Origin of the sequence: Photobacterium sp. Hal280, assembly GCF_037162255.1 — a bacterium.
Taxonomy (GTDB): Bacteria; Pseudomonadota; Gammaproteobacteria; order Enterobacterales; family Vibrionaceae; genus Photobacterium.
Map to the genome: position 1 here is coordinate 253,197 of NZ_JARLUO010000005.1, position 16,657 is coordinate 269,853.

General features: G+C 54.7%; 16 protein-coding genes and 1 pseudogene. 7 read left to right on the forward strand and 10 right to left on the reverse strand.

What is annotated here, in order from left to right; all coding sequences use genetic code 11:
* Positions 1-945, reverse strand: a complete 945-nt coding sequence (rfaD, locus tag P4S53_RS10275; protein ID WP_337112620.1) for an ADP-glyceromanno-heptose 6-epimerase — start codon at positions 943-945, stop codon at positions 1-3.
* 184 nt (positions 946-1,129) lie between these two features.
* Between rfaD and P4S53_RS10280 the strand changes: the two genes are divergently transcribed.
* The 3 genes from P4S53_RS10280 (at position 1,130) to tdh (ending at position 4,196) form a co-directional block, all read left to right on the forward strand.
* Positions 1,130-1,777: a TetR/AcrR family transcriptional regulator gene (locus tag P4S53_RS10280; RefSeq protein ID WP_337112621.1), complete on the forward strand. Its 648-nt coding sequence runs from the start codon at positions 1,130-1,132 to the stop codon at positions 1,775-1,777.
* A gap of 130 nt (positions 1,778-1,907) precedes the next feature.
* A complete protein-coding gene (locus P4S53_RS10285; protein WP_337112622.1) occupies positions 1,908-3,101 on the forward strand; it encodes a glycine C-acetyltransferase in 1,194 nt (397 codons plus the stop codon).
* A gap of 63 nt (positions 3,102-3,164) precedes the next feature.
* Complete coding sequence (gene tdh, locus P4S53_RS10290; protein WP_337112623.1) at positions 3,165-4,196, forward strand: L-threonine 3-dehydrogenase; 1,032 nt, start codon at positions 3,165-3,167, stop codon at positions 4,194-4,196.
* Between the two features lie 56 nt (positions 4,197-4,252).
* On the opposite strand, the gene P4S53_RS10295 is transcribed toward tdh, so the two are convergent.
* The 3 genes from P4S53_RS10295 to gpmM are packed head-to-tail and all read right to left on the reverse strand — an operon-like array spanning position 4,253 to position 7,736.
* Entirely contained in the window at positions 4,253-4,972 is a 720-nt protein-coding gene (locus P4S53_RS10295; protein WP_337112625.1) for a divergent polysaccharide deacetylase family protein, read from the reverse strand.
* 50 nt (positions 4,973-5,022) lie between these two features.
* On the reverse strand, positions 5,023-6,189 hold the full coding sequence (locus tag P4S53_RS10300) for a peptidoglycan DD-metalloendopeptidase family protein (protein WP_337112626.1): 1,167 nt from the start codon (positions 6,187-6,189) through the stop codon (positions 5,023-5,025).
* Positions 6,190-6,197: 8 nt separating this feature from the next.
* Positions 6,198-7,736, reverse strand: a complete 1,539-nt coding sequence (gpmM, locus tag P4S53_RS10305; RefSeq protein ID WP_337112627.1) for a 2,3-bisphosphoglycerate-independent phosphoglycerate mutase — start codon at positions 7,734-7,736, stop codon at positions 6,198-6,200.
* A 426-nt stretch (positions 7,737-8,162) separates the two neighbouring features.
* Between gpmM and P4S53_RS10310 the strand changes: the two genes are divergently transcribed.
* From P4S53_RS10310 to cysE, 4 genes are all read left to right on the forward strand, one after another.
* Positions 8,163-8,597 carry a rhodanese-like domain-containing protein gene (locus P4S53_RS10310; RefSeq protein ID WP_337112628.1) on the forward strand — a complete coding sequence of 145 codons (435 nt, stop codon included), beginning with the start codon at positions 8,163-8,165 and terminating at the stop codon, positions 8,595-8,597.
* Between the two features lie 111 nt (positions 8,598-8,708).
* Complete coding sequence (gene secB, locus P4S53_RS10315; RefSeq protein ID WP_027250588.1) at positions 8,709-9,179, forward strand: protein-export chaperone SecB; 471 nt, start codon at positions 8,709-8,711, stop codon at positions 9,177-9,179.
* Between the two features lie 13 nt (positions 9,180-9,192).
* On the forward strand, positions 9,193-10,209 hold the full coding sequence (gene gpsA, locus P4S53_RS10320; RefSeq protein ID WP_337112629.1) for an NAD(P)H-dependent glycerol-3-phosphate dehydrogenase: 1,017 nt from the start codon (positions 9,193-9,195) through the stop codon (positions 10,207-10,209).
* A 133-nt stretch (positions 10,210-10,342) separates the two neighbouring features.
* Positions 10,343-11,200, forward strand: a complete 858-nt coding sequence (cysE, locus tag P4S53_RS10325) for a serine O-acetyltransferase (RefSeq protein WP_442958659.1) — start codon at positions 10,343-10,345, stop codon at positions 11,198-11,200.
* Positions 11,201-11,271: 71 nt separating this feature from the next.
* On the opposite strand, the pseudogene trmL reads toward cysE, so the two are convergent.
* The 6 genes and pseudogenes from trmL to P4S53_RS10355 form a co-directional block, all read right to left on the reverse strand.
* Positions 11,272-11,735 (reverse strand): annotated as a pseudogene (gene trmL, locus P4S53_RS10330) (tRNA (uridine(34)/cytosine(34)/5-carboxymethylaminomethyluridine(34)-2'-O)-methyltransferase TrmL).
* Between the two features lie 43 nt (positions 11,736-11,778).
* Positions 11,779-12,531, reverse strand: a complete 753-nt coding sequence (locus tag P4S53_RS10335; RefSeq protein WP_337112631.1) for a sulfite exporter TauE/SafE family protein — start codon at positions 12,529-12,531, stop codon at positions 11,779-11,781.
* On the reverse strand, positions 12,528-13,322 hold the full coding sequence (locus P4S53_RS10340) for an SDR family NAD(P)-dependent oxidoreductase (protein WP_337112632.1): 795 nt from the start codon (positions 13,320-13,322) through the stop codon (positions 12,528-12,530). Before P4S53_RS10340 ends, P4S53_RS10335 begins: the two co-directional genes overlap by 4 nt.
* Complete coding sequence (locus tag P4S53_RS10345; RefSeq protein ID WP_337112633.1) at positions 13,315-14,268, reverse strand: SDR family oxidoreductase; 954 nt, start codon at positions 14,266-14,268, stop codon at positions 13,315-13,317. The genes P4S53_RS10340 and P4S53_RS10345 overlap by 8 nt, the downstream gene beginning before the upstream one ends.
* Positions 14,265-15,191, reverse strand: coding sequence for a bile acid:sodium symporter family protein (locus P4S53_RS10350; RefSeq protein WP_337112634.1), 927 nt, complete (start codon positions 15,189-15,191; stop codon positions 14,265-14,267). Before P4S53_RS10350 ends, P4S53_RS10345 begins: the two co-directional genes overlap by 4 nt.
* Positions 15,192-16,487 (reverse strand): flavin-containing monooxygenase, encoded by a 1,296-nt coding sequence (locus P4S53_RS10355; protein ID WP_337112635.1) that lies wholly within the window; start codon positions 16,485-16,487, stop codon positions 15,192-15,194.
* Positions 16,488-16,657 lie beyond the last annotated feature (170 nt).

The window sequence follows — 16,657 nt, forward strand, 5'->3', positions numbered from 1 at the left end:
TTAGCTGTTCAGAATCGCCATATACTCAGCGACGCCTTCGGCAACGGTTTTAAACGCTTCGTTATAGCCAGCGGCACGGACTTTGGTCAGATCTGCCTGAGTATAGGCCTGATAGCGGCCTTTCAGGTGCTCAGGAAATGGGACAGTTTCTACCTGACCTTGACCGTGATGCTTAATCACCGCATCGGCAACGGCCTGGAAACTTTCTGCCCGGCCTGTGCCGCAGTTAAAAATACCGGAGATACCATTTTGCCAGAACCACAGGTTGACTTTGCAGACATCGCCCACATAGATGAAATCACGTTTAAAGGTGTCTGAGCCTTCGAACAGCTTCGGCATTTCGCCTTTTGCAATTTGTTCATTCAGGTGGAACGCCACCGATGCCATGCTGCCTTTGTGCTGCTCACGCGGGCCGTAGACGTTGAAGTAACGGAAACCGGTGATTTGTGACAGCGTTTCGCCGTGGGCTTCGGCATCTTGCCACAGGCGGCGGACATAGTTGTCAAACAGCTGCTTGGAGTAACCGTAAACGTTCAGCGCACCTTCGTAGGCCTTCTCTTCAATGAAATCACGGTCACGGCCGCCGTAGGTCGCGGCGGAAGAGGCATACAGGAATGGGATCTCACGCTCCAAACAGAAGTGCAGCAGCTCTTTGGAATACTCATAGTTATTGAGCATCATGTATTTGCCGTCCCACTCTGTGGTGGCGGAGCAGGCACCTTCGTGGAAGACGGCTTCGATCGGGCCAAAGTCATCACCTGCCATGATTTGGGTAATGAAATCTTCTTTGTCCATATAATCGGCGATATCCAAATCGACCAGATTCGCGAATTTGGTACCGTCTTTGAGGTTGTCGACGACCAGAATGTCGCTATACCCTTGTTCATTGAGCGCTTTAACAATGTTGCTGCCGATCATGCCGGCGCCACCAGTCACTATAATCATGGCACTTCCAGTTTTGTCAGATGGACCCGGTGATAAGTGGCCAAAAGCGTAGCAGAAGAACTGCACCACCGCGTCAAAATTTAGTCAGTAGTTATGATAACATCATCAGGGTTTGTTGATCTTGATTTTGACCCACATAAGATAACAAACCGAGACTGCCCAGGGCGACGCAAGTGAGAGGCTTATGAAAACCCGCGATAAAATCATCCATGCTGCATTGGAGCTGTTTAATGACGGAGGGGAACCCAACGTCACCACCAACCATATTGCGGCACATATGGGCATCAGCCCAGGCAACCTGTATTACCATTTTCGTAATAAAGAAGAGATTATACACAGTATTTTTGATGAATACGCTCAGGATTTGCGGGTTCGCTTCCAGCCGCGGGAAGAGGCAGTGTTGTCGGCTGACAGCCTGCTGCAATACCTGGATGCGGTGTTTATGCTGATGTGGCGCTACCGTTTCTTCTACGCCAACCTGCCCGATATTCTCAGCCGGGATCCTGTGCTACAGCATAAGTATCTGGAAGCGCAGGAAAACCTCCATCAGGATATTATGGTGGTGATGCGCCATTTTCGTTCCCTGGGGCTGGTCACCCTGAACGATGAGGATTTGCTGAGTCTGGCAACCACGCTCAAGCTGGTGGCCACCAGCTGGATCAGTTACCAGACCGCGCAGGCGCCCAAGGCTAAAATTACCAAAGCCGTCATCTATCAGGGGGTGTTGCAGATGCTTGCTATGATAAGACCTCTGACCAGTGCGCAGGGGCGGGAGGTCGTTCTTCAACTTGAATCACATTATTGTGATCAAGTGGAGCGGGATGTTTCATAGTTGTCGACTGAGTAGAGTTTAGCTCTTAGAATCCGGCAAACTTTGTAACATTGTGGCGAATGATTGCTAATTTAATAGTAGGTTGTTCGCTAAAAGTGGCAAATACGCCTTTACATGTTTGGAGAGCAAGATGTCAGCTGCCTTTTATCAACAGATCGCCGATCAGATTCAGGAAGTGAAAGCAGAAGGATTATACAAAAGTGAGCGTGTAATCACTTCTGCTCAGGAAGCCAATATTGCGATAGCCAGTGGCGATCAGGTATTGAATTTCTGTGCCAACAACTACCTGGGTCTGGCTAACCACCCGGCGTTGATTGAGGCTGCCAAACAAGGCATGGATGAGCACGGTTTTGGTATGGCTTCAGTGCGTTTTATCTGCGGTACGCAGGACGCACATAAAGAGCTGGAGAGTAAGCTGTCGGCCTTCTTAGGCATGGAAGACACTATCCTTTACTCTTCGTGTTTTGATGCAAATGCAGGTCTGTTTGAGACCATTCTTGGCCCTGAAGATGCCATTATTTCAGATGCGCTGAACCACGCTTCTATCATCGACGGTGTACGCCTGTGTAAAGCCAAACGCTTCCGCTACGCGAACAATGACATGGCCGAGCTGGAGCAGCAGTTGATCGCCGCCAATGACGCCGGTGTGCGCCACAAGCTGATTGTGACCGACGGTGTTTTCTCTATGGATGGTGTGGTCGCAAACCTGCCGGCTATCTGTGATCTGGCGGACAAGTATGATGCGCTGGTCATGGTCGATGATTCCCACGCCGTTGGCTTTATGGGTGACAATGGCCGGGGTACTCATGAATACCATGATGTGATTGATCGTATCGATATCATCACAGGGACGTTGGGTAAAGCCCTGGGCGGCGCGTCAGGCGGTTATACCGCAGGTAAGAAAGAAGTGATCGACTGGCTGCGTCAGCGTTCTCGTCCTTATCTGTTCTCGAACTCGCTGGCCCCGGCGATTGTCTCTGCCTCTATCCGCGTGCTGGACCTGTTGGCGGAAAGCAGTGATTTGCGTGCAACGCTGTGGAAAAATGCTGAGCAGTTCCGCACCCGCATGTCTGAAGCCGGCTTCACGCTGGCAGGTGCCGATCATGCCATCATCCCGATTATGCTGGGTGATGCGAAAGTTGCAGCGGAATTTGCTGAGCGCGCCCTGAAAGAAGGCATTTACGTGGTGGGCTTCTCTTACCCGGTCGTGCCGAAAGGCCAGGCGCGTATCCGTACTCAGATGTCTGCCGCGCACAGCGCAGAACAGCTGGATAATACGATCGATGCGTTTATTCGCATTGGTAAAGAGATGGGCATCATCTGATCATCACCGACTTTGCTGCAGGAGCGGTACGATACCGCTTCTGGGCCACTTGTGGAAAGCATCATGAAAATTAAAGCATTAGCAAAACTGAAGCCTGAAGAAGGCATCTGGATGACAGAGGTCGACAAGCCTGAACTGGGCCATAACGACCTGCTGATCAAAATTAAGAAAACCGCGATTTGTGGCACTGACGTTCATATCTATAACTGGGACGAATGGTCACAAAATACGATTCCTGTCCCTATGGTCGTCGGCCACGAATACGTGGGCGAAGTGGTCGCGATTGGCCAGGAAGTGCGTGGTTTTGAAATTGGAGACCGTGTTTCCGGTGAAGGCCACATTACCTGCGGTCACTGCCGTAACTGTCGTGGCGGTCGTACCCACCTGTGCCGTAACACCATCGGTGTGGGTGTCAACCGTGAAGGTGCTTTTGCCGAGTATCTGGTGATCCCGGCGTTTAACGCGTTTAAGATCCCGGATAACATTTCAGACGATCTGGCGTCAATCTTCGACCCGTTCGGTAATGCAGTGCACACGGCACTGTCTTTTGATCTGGTGGGTGAAGATGTACTGATCACCGGTGCCGGCCCTATCGGTATCATGGCGGCGGCGGTTGCCAAGCACGTTGGTGCCCGTCATGTGGTAATTACTGACGTGAACGAATACCGTTTGGATCTGGCCCGCAAGATGGGTGTGACCCGCGCGGTCAACGTGGCAGAGCAGAAGCTGGAAGATGTGATGGCGGAGCTGGGCATGACAGAAGGCTTTGATGTCGGTCTGGAAATGTCGGGTGTGCCTGCAGCGTTTAACAGCATGCTGTCGAGCATGAACCATGGCGGTAAGGTGGCTATGCTGGGTATTCCACCATCAAGCATGGGTATCGACTGGACTCAGGTCATCTTTAAAGGCCTGGTGATCAAAGGGATTTATGGCCGTGAAATGTTTGAAACCTGGTACAAGATGGCGAGCCTGATTCAGTCTGGCCTGGATCTGACACCAATCATTACCCACCACTACAATGTGGATGACTTCCAGCAGGGTTTTGATGTCATGCGCTCCGGCCAGTCCGGCAAAGTGATTCTGAGCTGGGACTGATTTCCCTCTCATATCCAAACAAACTGAACGGTGTGCCTCGGCACACCGTTTTTTTATCAGCTGCCGGCGGGAAACAGCTCAGACAGGCGTACCAGAGTAACTTGCTGCTGAATCTCGGGCAGCATGGCTGCGAGTGTCGACAGCGTGATTGGGTGCGGGTGGCCTATCGCGATCACAGTGCCTTGTTTTTTCGCCTGCAAGACGGCGCGTTTCAGCTGGCGGCGGATGAAGGTTTCACTCGGGACATGATCCAGGAAAACATGGCGGCGCAGGGCGGGAATGTGCGCAGCCTGAGCCTGAGCCTGGGCAACAGACTTAGCCGTGGTACGGCTGTCGAGAAAGGCCAGGTGCTCTTGTTTGAGGACTTCCATCACCCAGCCCATAGCGGTCGGATTCTGGGTCAGGGCGCTGCCCATATGATTGTTGACCGCAACCGCGCCCGGTACGCGTGTCAGCGCAAAGCGGAGCTTTCTCTGAAGTTCTTCCTTGCTCATGGTTTCGGTCAGGGTGGCCATTTCAAGCGGCGCCGTCCTGCTCGGCTGCATCGGCATGTGGAGCAGCACGTCTCTGAATTCCTGCCGGGCCTGACGGGCGGTCAATTGGTCATAAGGGGTCTCGGGCAAGATGGAGACACTGATTTGCGGCGGGAGGGCTGATAACGGGGAGGGCATATGCTGATAACCCAGATCATCAATTACAATCGCCAGTCTGGCCGCTTGCGCAGGAGATGCCAAGAGCCACAGCCAGACCAGACCTACACTGAATAACCCCTTCATTCGAACCATCCTTGTTCTGCTTAATGGGTGCTGCGTGTCATAAAATGCGGTTAACGGGTCAGCCAGGGCTGCGGATTGGTTGGCGTGCCTTTACGGCGGATTTCAAAATACAGCCCCGGTGATTCCTGTCCGCCGCTGTCGCCAACCAAGGCAATGGCTTCGTTACGCTGGACGGTATCACCTACTTTTTTCAGCACAGTCTGGTTATAACCGTAGAAAGTCATGTCGCCCTGGCCGTGATCCACGGCAACCATCAGGCCGTAACCGCGCAACCAGTCGGCAAAGACGACTTTCCCGCCATGCACGGCTTTCACTTCGCTGCCCACAGCTTTACCTATCACGATGCCTTTCCAGCGTAGCTCACCCTGAAGCGGGCTACCGTAAGCGTGGCGAATACTGCCCGAAACCGGCCAGGGCAGTTTGCCTTTGTATTTGCCCAGTCCATCCATATTGACTCTGGCCTGCCGCGCCGCTTCCTCGGCCGCTTTGCGGGCTTTGGCAATTTCGGCGATCAGGCGTGATTCATTGCTTTTCAGTTCGGTTAAGTAGCGTTTATCTGCATTCAACTGACCCTGTAATTCTCTGACCGTGCTTTTACGCGCCTGCTGGCTGCCCAGCAGTGTCGCCCTGTCCTTTTTCAGCTGGCTCAGCAGGCTTTGCTGCTCATTACGCTGTTCGCTTAACTGATGTTTTTTGAGCTGCAGTTCGGTATCCGTGGCGGCCAGTTCATCCAGCGCATGGCTGCGAGCCTGGCTGAGGTGCGAAGCGTAGATGGCCATTCGGTCTAACCGGGTCGGGTCGTTTTCACCCAGCAAGTTAGCGAGCGGTGAGGATTTGCCCATTTTGTACTGGCTGGTAAGGAGTTCTTTCAGCAGTTCACGTTGGCCAATCTGGCGTTGTAGCAGTGCCTGCTGTTCTTTTTCCAGCTGACTGATGGAACGTGTCAGGCCGTCGACTTTTTGCTCGGCGGCGTGAATATCGCCGGCTGCTCTGGCGATGGCCAGTTCCTGTTGTTTCAGGGTTTTCTGGACATCGTTGAGCTGTTGTTTTTTATCGCTCAGTTGTTTTTGCTGCCGTGCGATTTCCTGTTTCATGCCATCAAGCTGATTCTTATCGTCAGCATAGACGGATGCACTGAACGCCAGGCATAGCAAAGCGCCAGTGCCTAAGGCACTGGCGCGGAGTGTACAGATGACACAATAAAATAATTCCCGCATGGCAGGGATTATTTCAGATCGTACAGCACCTGACCAGTCATCTCTGACGGGATTTGGAGCCCGGTCAATGACAGCATGGTTGGCGCCAGATCAGACAGCTTACCGCCGTCTTTCAGGCTGATCTGCTTATCGCCGACATAAATCAGCGGCACAGGCAGGTTCGTGTGCGCGGTATGAATCCCCCCAGTTTCCGGGTTCACCATCATTTCAGCGTTCCCGTGGTCGGCGGTGATCAGCAGTTGCCCGTCCACTTCTTTAATGGCTTCAACCACACGGCCGATACTTTCATCAATCGCTTCACAGGCTTTCACTGCCGCATCGTAAACACCGGTGTGGCCGACCATGTCGCCGTTCGGGTAGTTACAGATGATCATATCGAATTCGCCGCCTTTGATGGCCGCGACCAGCTTGTCGGTCAGCTCAGGGGCGCTCATTTCAGGCTGCAGATCATAAGTGGCGACCTTAGGAGATGCCACCAGGGCGCGGGACTCGCCTTCAAACTCGGTTTCTACACCGCCATTGAAGAAGAAGGTCACGTGGGCATATTTCTCGGTTTCAGAAATGCGCAGCTGGGTTTTGCCTTGCTTCGACAGCCATTCACCTAAGGTGTTGGTCAGGCTTTCCGGCGGGAACGCGGATGGCAAATCGATATCGGCGGCATATTGGGTCAGGGTCACGAAGTGCAATGCCGGGAACTGTTTGCGTTCGAAGCCATTGAAATCAGTCAAGAAGGCGCGGGAGATCTGACGCGCACGGTCGGCACGGAAGTTCATGAAAACAACCGCGTCACCGTCCTGCATGGCGGCATCCGGCTGGCCGTCGGCACGAATCACAGTGGCTTTGACAAATTCGTCGTTTTCTTCACGGGCGTACGCAGCCTGCAATCCTTCAACCGCAGACGCCGCCGTGAAATCGCCTTTGGCCGCAGTCAGCAGGTCATAGGCAGATTCGACACGCTCCCAGTTGTTATCCCTGTCCATGGCATAATAACGACCAACCAGAGAGGCAGTGCGGCCTTTGCCCAGCTGGGCAAATAAGGCATCGAAGCGCTCCAGGGAAGCTTGTGCACTGCGTGGTGGCGTGTCGCGGCCATCCAGGAAACAGTGCAGGTAAATATGCTCGGCACCACGTTCTGCCGCCATTTTCACAGCCGCTTCAATGTGATCTTCGTGGCTGTGAACACCACCCGGTGACATCAGACCCATGATGTGAACGGCTTTACCTGCAGAGATAGCGCTGTCCATGGCTTTGACCAGCGTAGGATTATGCTGGAATTCGCCGTCGGAGATGGATTTGGCAATGCGGGTCAGATCCTGATACACCACGCGACCGGCACCGATATTGGTATGGCCCACTTCTGAGTTACCCATCTGGCCATCAGGCAGACCCACATCAAAACCAGAGGCTTGAATGAGTGTGTTGGCTTCATTTGCCATCAGGTTATCCAGTACCGGGGTGTTGGCATTGGCAATCGCGTTATTTGCCGTATCTTCGCGGTATCCCCAACCGTCCAGAATCACCAGCGCCAGTGGTTTCTTAGCAGACATAAGCTGTCCTCTCCATCAATGTGAACAATCTGAAAATGTAGACCAATTACCTCAACATCCGGCGGTAAAGTCGCGACAAGGCGCTCAGGTAAGTAGTCAGGTCGGTAATTTTACTACAAAACGAGCGCTGCTTTGTAGTTCAGATCAAACATTGCTGTAAATGGTTTGTTATCTTTACACCCTAGAATATATTCATTTCTACGGTGTAACGTAAGATCTGAGCATGCGTTTTTTTCTATTGTAGTTATAGGCGGCGCCTTGCGATATGTGGTTTATTGCGCAGAAAGCAGTGAGCCGCAACGCGTAAATGTGGTGGGTGACTGTACATCATTCCGGCCACAGGTATACTCAGTTTCCTTAATTTTGGTTGAATCTTGCCACTGTGCGGGAATCCGGCAGGCAGTAAAGGTTAATAGAGCGAAAATCATGCAGCAATTCATAGAGTTTGTTACGAGTAATCCCATTTTGTCACTGGTCTGGGTTGGCCTGGTTCTGGCCCTGATATCTTCCATGGTGAAGCAAAAAACCGCGGGTTATGCCGTTGTTACCCCGAATCAGGCGACAGTGCTGGTCAACCGTGAAGACGGCGTTTTTGTCGATATTCGCAGCAAAGATGAGTTCCAGCGTGGCCATATTGCAGGCGCACTTCACATTTTACCAAGCGAAATTAAAGCCGAGAACTTTGGACTGCTTGAAAAGTATAAGTCAGCCCCCATCATTGTGGTATGCAAAACAGGTCAGACGGCGCAGGAAAGTGCCAGCCTGCTGCACAAAGCGGGTTACGCCAAGGTGAGCCTGCTGAAGGACGGATTGATTTCCTGGAATGAGGCCAATTTGCCTCTGGTGCAGGGAAAGAAATAAGTTCTTGAACTCTCAGGCGGCTGACCCGGTCAGCTGCCCTTTATTTCAGGCCGGAAACTTCCGGTAAAAATGACAGATTTCTGAAAGAAATCATCAAAAAAGGACAATAACATGGCTGAAGCAGCGACCAACGAAGCGCAACAGAACTTCCAAATCCAACGTATTTTCCTGAAAGACGTGTCTTTCGAGGCGCCAAGCTCGCCGGAAATGTTCCAGAAAGAGTGGAACCCGGAAGTGAAATTGGATCTGGATACGCAGAGTCGTGAGCTGGCGGAAGGTGTGTACGAAGTGGTACTGCGCCTGACAGTCACAGTGAACAATGCGTCAGAAGCGGCGTTCCTGTGTGAAGTTCAGCAGGGCGGTATTTTCTCTGTCGCCGGTATGGAAGCGCCACAGCTGGCCCATTGCCTGGGTGCATTCTGCCCGAACATCTTGTTCCCGTATGCCCGTGAAACGATTTCCAGCCTGGTTGTCAAAGGCACTTTCCCGCAACTGAACCTGGCGCCGGTTAACTTTGACGCCCTGTTTATGAACTACCTGCAAAGTCAGGCGGAAGGGAACCAGGAAAGCACGCAAGCCTGATTGGCGACACAGCATGACTTCAATCACTGATAACGCAATAACGATGACAGTGCTGGGTGCCGGTTCTTACGGCACCTCACTGGCGATCTCACTGGCCCGAAATGGCGCGAATGTCATTTTATGGGGCCATAATCCTTCGCATATGGCGCAGTTGGAAGCCGATCGGGCCAACGAGGCATTTCTGCCTGGCGTGGCCTTTCCGGACTCGCTGATCCTGAGTGTGGATCTGGAAGCCGCCGTCAAGGCCAGCCGGGATTTACTGCTGGTGGTCCCCAGCCATGCTTTTGCCGATGTGCTGAAACAGATGAAGCCCTTCCTGCGGGAGGATTCGCGGATCTGCTGGGCCACCAAAGGGCTGGAGCCGGAAACCGGACGTCTGTTGCAGGATGTTGCCCATGAGATCCTGGGTGAGAATATCCCGTTAGCGGTGCTTTCCGGCCCGACGTTTGCGAAAGAGCTGGCTGCCGGCTTGCCGACCGCGATTGCGGTGTCGTCACCGGATGCCGGGTTTGTCAAAGATCTGCAGGATAAGATTCACTGCGATAAAAGCTTCCGGGTGTACAGCAATAACGATTTTATCGGGATGCAGCTGGGTGGTGCGGTGAAAAACGTGATTGCGATTGGTGCCGGTATGTCGGATGGGATTGGTTATGGTGCCAATGCCCGCACCGCGCTGATCACCCGCGGGCTGGCCGAGATGTGCCGTCTGGGGGCGGCGCTCGGTGCTCAGCCGGAAACCTTTATGGGGATGGCCGGGCTGGGCGATCTGGTGCTGACCTGTACCGACAACCAGTCGCGCAACCGCCGTTTTGGCTTGGCGCTGGGTCAGGGCAAGCAAGTTGATGAAGCGCAGCACAGTATTGGCCAGGTGGTTGAAGGTTACCGAAATACCAAGGAAGTCTGGGTGCTTGCCCAGCGCTTTGGGGTCGATATGCCGATCACCGAGCAGATTTACCAGGTGCTTTACCAGGGTAAGGATGCACGTGAGGCCGCCAGAGATCTGCTGGCGCGGGCCAAGAAAGACGAGTGATCGGCTGGAAAAGGGACTTTACCTAAATGACACGGCGCGGGCAAACAAGCCCGCGTTGTTTTTTTTGCTGAGAAGTTTAAAGTGATAACCATGATCAGCAGTCGAGGCTCATCTGGTGAGTAGGGTGCAGGCTATGGTGCAAACATATCAAGGATATACAGGGGACGACGTGAGGGAGTGTCAACAGCAAGCCGTCTGGGAGACGATTAAGCAAGAGGCCAAGGTGCTGACTGAGCAGGAACCCATGCTGGCCAGTTTTTACCATGCCACCATCATCAAGCACGATAATCTGGGTGCTGCACTCAGCTATATACTGGCGAATAAGCTGGCCACCCCTTCCATGCCGGCCATGGCCGTGCGCGAAGTGGTGGAAGAGGCCTATATCGCGGACAATATGCTGACGGAATCGGCTGCGTGCGATATTCGCGCCGTCGTTGACCGTGACCCTGCGATTAACAAATTTTCTGTGCCGCTTCTGTATCTGAAGGGCTTTCACGCTTTGCAGGGCTATCGTGTTGCCAACTGGTTGTGGAAACAAAAACGCGAAGCACTGGCCATTTATCTGCAAAATCAAATCTCAGTCACCTGTCAGGTGGATGTGCACCCGGCAGCCCGTATCGGCCAGGGCATCATGTTTGACCATGCCACTGGTATCGTCATTGGCGAGACGGCGATTATCGAAAACGATGTGTCTATCTTGCAGGATGTGACACTGGGTGGGACAGGTAAAGAGTGCGGCGACCGTCACCCGAAAATCCGTGAAGGGGTAATGATAGGCGCCGGTGCCAAAGTGCTGGGGAATATTGAAGTGGGTGAAGGGGCCAAGATTGGTTCGGGCTCAGTGGTGCTGGCACCTGTGCCGCCTCATACCACAGTGGCGGGTGTACCGGCGAAAATTGTCGGCCGTCCGAGCAGCGACAAGCCATCGATGGATATGGATCAGCAGTTCAACGGCATTTATCAGACCTTTATTGCCGGTGACGGCATCTGAGCGCGTATGCAGAGCTAAAATTCAGCCTGTGTAAAAGGGAGCTTCGGCTCCCTTTTTTGTCACTGAAGGGGTTATTTCGCCCCGGCAAAATCAAACTGGCGCCAGGCCTCATAGGCAATGATGGCGGCAGCATTGGAGAGGTTCAGGCTGCGGCTGTCCGGATGCATCGGGATGCGAAGCCGCTGCGTCTGGGGCAGGCTCTCTATGATATCTGCTGGCAGGCCGCGGGTTTCCGGGCCGAACAGCAGAATGTCGCCGTCCTGAAACCGGGCCTGAGTGTGATACTGGGTGGCTTTGGTAGTGCAGGCAAACAGGCGGCGACCGGCAGTGGCGGCCAGGAAAGCCTCAAAGTTGGCGTGACGATGCACATGGGCCAGATCGTGGTAATCCAGACCGGCACGGCGTAATTTTTCTCTTCCAGATCAAACCCTAACGGCTCAATCAGATGCAGATGGGCGCCACAATTGGCGCACAGGCGAATAATGTTGCCCGTATTGGGCGCAATTTCAGGTTCGTACAGGGCGATATCAAACATGGTCAGGCTACAACAGCGGCAAAAACACTATTGTAGCTTGCATTCATAGTCTGGAACCAGTGTTGAGCGCTGCCCAGGAAAACAATGTGTTGGTCATCAGAATCAGCCCGACAACCAGCAGGACACCAAACACCAGCTTGCTGAAGTGCGCCTGATCGATACGGTGATGCAGCCGGTTACCGATAAATGCCCCTATGCCGACACAGGGTGCCAGCCAGAGCAAGGTTTCCCGGTAGGGTGCCAGTTCGCCGGCCTGCAGGAAATACAGCGTCAGGCAGCCATTGAGGCTGAGCCAGACCGTCAGCAAGGTGGCCCTGAACTGGGTTTTATCCAGCGAGGTGCGGGCCAGCGCATAAACCAGCAGCGGGCCGCCGGACGCGAACAAGCCATGGGTGATCCCGGCCGCCGTGATGGTGGAGTGCCGCCGCAGTGCCGGCATCTCAACCGCCGCCGGTTGCAGCAGGGCTCGGGCGGCGAACCAGATGATCAGGCCGGCAAACAGGGTTTTGCTCAGCAGTTCGGGGACATAGGGGGTCAGCCCGACGCCGACGGCTGTGCCGACCAGCATCATGGGCAACACGGTACGCAGCAGGAATGAAATCTGGATGTGCTGTCTGAGCTGCCAGGCCAGCGGCACCGTCATCAGGAGATTGAGCGGCACCAGAATATGCACCAGTGATGCCATATCCATCACCAGCGCGCCCAGCGACAGCGCCAGCACGATACTGCCAAACCCCGTCATGGCTTCAATACCAAAGGCCAGAATAATTGCCAGGCCCAGCCACACCAGTGTCATGATTTCACCTCAAGCTCAGTGGCAAATTTCCGGCGCATCAGGTGCAGAAACACCCGCGGCAGCAAGCGGTACAGCAGGCTGGAAAAATGGGTAAAGGCATCCGGGAACAGTCGTTCTCTCTTTTGCTGGATGGCAGTGACAATCTGCTCGGCCATCCATGAACTGGTGCGCATTTTGCCGACCATAGAGCGTTGATGGCGGCAGCGTCCCCCGTCGCCATTCAGGGCGTTGTGCTCTATGGGGGTGTCCAGAAAGCTGGGATACACCATCAGAACCGTCACACCGTCCTGTCGCATTTCGGCGCGGAAGGTTTCGAAATACTGGTGCAGGGCAGACTTAGAAGCGCAGTAACCGGCACGGCCCATCACCGGCATCCAGCCTGCCATTGAACTGATGTTGACCACTTTGGCCTGATGCTGCACCAGCAGCGGCAGCAGCCCCTGGGTCAGGCGGACCGGCGCAAAGAAGTTCACTGCCATGACTTTTTCGATCACTGCCGGTTGCGTGATGCGGGACAGCGAGCGGTGGGTGATCCCGGCATTGTTGATCAGCAGCGCAATCTCAGGCTCACGCTGGTGGATATCGGCCATCAGCGTGTCTATGGCATGGCTGTCAGCCAGATCGCAGACAAAAAAACGGCTGTCTTCCAGCGTGGCGGCCAGCTCCGTCAGCTTATCCTGGTCCCTGTCGATCAGATACAGCCGGTAGCCATATGACAGACGAATGGCCAGATCGCGGCCCAGGCCTGAGGCGGCGCCGGTGAGGATGGCGACCGGTTTGTGCTCAGTCATGCTGCCCCCTCCCGGCCGGGATCAACCCTTGCTGGCTGGCATAATATTCGAACACCTCCAGTGAGGTTTTCTTCGGGATATAACCAAAATCAAATTTCAGCGCGTAGTTGGCCAGCACGGGGCGATAGCGAAGAAAGTCCAGTTGCTCGGGGCCGTATTGGGTCAATCGCAGCAGCTTGCCGATCCGCAGGGCGGTTTTCAGCAGCCAGGCCGGCAAATCCCGGGTGTCTTTCCCGAGAATACCGGCAATCTGGTGAACGCTGAGCGCCCCGTCTCCGGCCAGGTTAAATTGCCCGGATTTACTCTGGGTGACCCCCTCAGTGATGATTTCGACCACATCCTGATCCCAGATGAAGACAAAAGGCGACGGCGAGCCTTTGACAGCCAGCAACTTGTCTTTGCGGAACAGGTCGGTGATCAGATTGTTGGTCTCGGCGCCCAGCACAGTGCCCGGGCGCAGGATCAGCTGTTGCAGTTCCGGGTAGGCGACGCGGTAGGTGGCCAGCATCTCTTCCACCAGCCGTTTGTGGTAGCTGTAGGAAAAATGCCGGTTGCCGCGCAGCGGGTCGGACTCACGCAGCCACTCGGCATTGTCGGCATGATAGCCGTAAGCGGCGCCGCTGCTGGTCACAGTCAGATGGCGGACCTGATTATTGATGCAGGCTTTGAGCAGGTTTTCCGTGCCGTTGACATCAATGTCATAGTCTCTTTGCCGGTCACGGGATGGCTGCACAATACTGGCCAGATGGATGACATGGCTGATGTGATGCCGGCCGATGAAATCGCTCAGCGCGGCAGAGCGAATATCCATTTTGTGGTAGGTGATGCCCTCAGGCTGAGCCTCCTGAATATCAATGCCAAACACTTGGGCGTGCCGGGCGAGGCGCGCACAAAGCTGCCGGCCCAGATAGCCCTGGCAGCCGGTGATTAAAATTCGCTGTGTCATAAGGTCCCTTTATGCTGTTCGCGAGAGGATGAAACGAGTGTGGTGAGGGCGGCGTGGCGGTTATCCAGGCGGTGCCAGCAATAACACAGCCCCATGCCGCTGATCAGATGCCAGATCCCCCAGCCTGCGGCAATAATGGCCATCCCGGTCAGATCGCCGAAAAAGGTAAAAATGATGCCCAGTCCCAGGCCTGAGTTCTGCAGTCCGACTTCCAGCGTGATCGCCCGGCGATCGGCAACCGGCAGTTTCATAACCCAGGCACAGAGCCAGCCGATCCCCAGCGCCAGGGCGTTGTGGAAGATAACGGCCAGCAGGAAGACACTGGCGCCGACGATAAAGCGCGGCCAGTTAGAGATCAGCGCGATGGCGACAAAGCCGAACAGGGTGAGCAGCGAGATGATGCGGAAAAAGGGTTCGCTCCGTCTGGCAAAGCCGGGGGCCAGCTGGCTGCAGATCAGTCCAAGCGCCAGCGGCAAGGCCAGTACCAGTGTCACCACAATCAACAGACTCTCCGGCGGCACGGCAATTTGCTTCAGCAACTGGGCGGTGCGCGGGTTCATGCTGGCATAGAACATGAAATTAAAGGGAGTCATGAAGGCTGCGGCGACACTGGCGATTCCAGTCATACTGATGGACATCGCCGTGTTGCCTTTGGCCAGATAAGTGACGATATTGGAAAAGCTGCCGCCGGGGCAACTGGCCACCAGGATTAAGCCCAGCGCCACTTCGGCGGGCATGGGCACCAGCAGGGTGAGCAGCCAGGTCAGGGCCGGCATCAGCACAAACTGGGCCGCCAGCCCGGTCAGGGGGCCTTTGGGCTGACGGACGACCTGGCGGAAGTCGGCCGGTTTGAGACTCAGGGCGATGCCAAACATCATCATTGCCAGGATCAGATTCAGTAACAGCAGGCTCGTGCTCGACATTCAGCTCTCCCATTGCAGCTGGCGCATTTCGCGGTTCAGTGCCGCCAGATAGTCGGCTTTGTGTACATAGTAGGCCATTCGCTCCAGGTTCAGGTACGCAATGCCGCCGTCAATTCTGCGGCTGGCTTGCTGGCGGACTTTTTCCATGAATTTTTCCGCTTCGGCCGGTTTCTCATGACGGGCCCGGATGAAACGGGCCACCAGCTGCGCCTGATCATCGCGTCCCTGCCAGCCAAGTCCTGAGGCTTCCACCATCCCCATCACAAACAGGTTGTCATGCTGCGGGGTGAACATATTGAGATACAGGCTGGGGGCGTCACCGTCCCAGTTCAGGTGCCGGCGGTCAATAAAGGGATAATGCAGTGAATAGCCGGTGGCCTCAAGGATCAGATCATACTCTGCTTGCTGCCCGTCCTGAAAGCGCGCACCAGTTGGCAACAACTGCTCAATCGATGGCCGCACGCCAATATCGCCGTGCCCGATGTGGTGCAGGAACATGGAATTGACCACAGGGTGGGATTCATACATACGGTAATCGGGGTCGGGCAGGCCAAACTGACTTGGCTTGCCGGAGATCAGCCGGACCAGGGTGCCGTCGACCATTTGCTTCAGCCGGTTCGGTAAGCGCACTTTGCCGCCCAGGGTATCTGTGGGGACGCCCGCCACAAATTTCGGCAGGAAGTAATATCCGCGGCGGATCACCATGTCTACCGAGCGGGCGCGATGCACGGCATCCACCGCAATGTCGCAGGCGCTGTTCCCACAGCCGACAATCAGGACCCGCTTTCCGGCAAAGACCTCGGCGCTTTTGTAATCGCTGCTGTGAAATTGCTCGCCCTGGAAGTCACCGTTAAAGTTCCCCCGTCTGGGGTGGTGCAGCGTGCCATTGGCCAGCAAGACCCCGGATGCCATCAGGGTAAAGGTCTCATCATGCTGACGGTAAGTGACCAGCCAGTTGCCCTGACAAGGTTCCACCTTCTCCACCCAGGCGTGAAAACGATAGTGGCCATACAGATTAAAATGCCGCGCATAATCCTGAAAATAGCGACAGAGCTGATCATGTTTCGGGTAAGTGGCTACATGCTCCGCCATGGGAAAGTCAGAGAACTCTGTCATTCGCTTGGAGGAAATCAAGTGAGCCGATTGGTACATGGTACTGGTCGGGCTGCTGATGTCCCACAGTCCGCCGACATCGGCATGGGCTTCCAGCCCGATCACAGGCAATCCTTGTTCGGCCAGGCGGCGCACTGTGCACAGGCCCATAGGACCGGCGCCAATCACAATGTAGGGATGCATACTGAATGACTCTCTGTTTAGGTTCTGAATCTTATCATTAACTTTTTGTTAACACTTGGCTATGGCCCAGACGGGACGTAAACAGGTTAATTTGGGACGAAATGGCCCGAAATAACAGCTGGGTTCCGAGCCGTATCACAGTGCCCGCAGACGGGCCTGTGGTATAAACG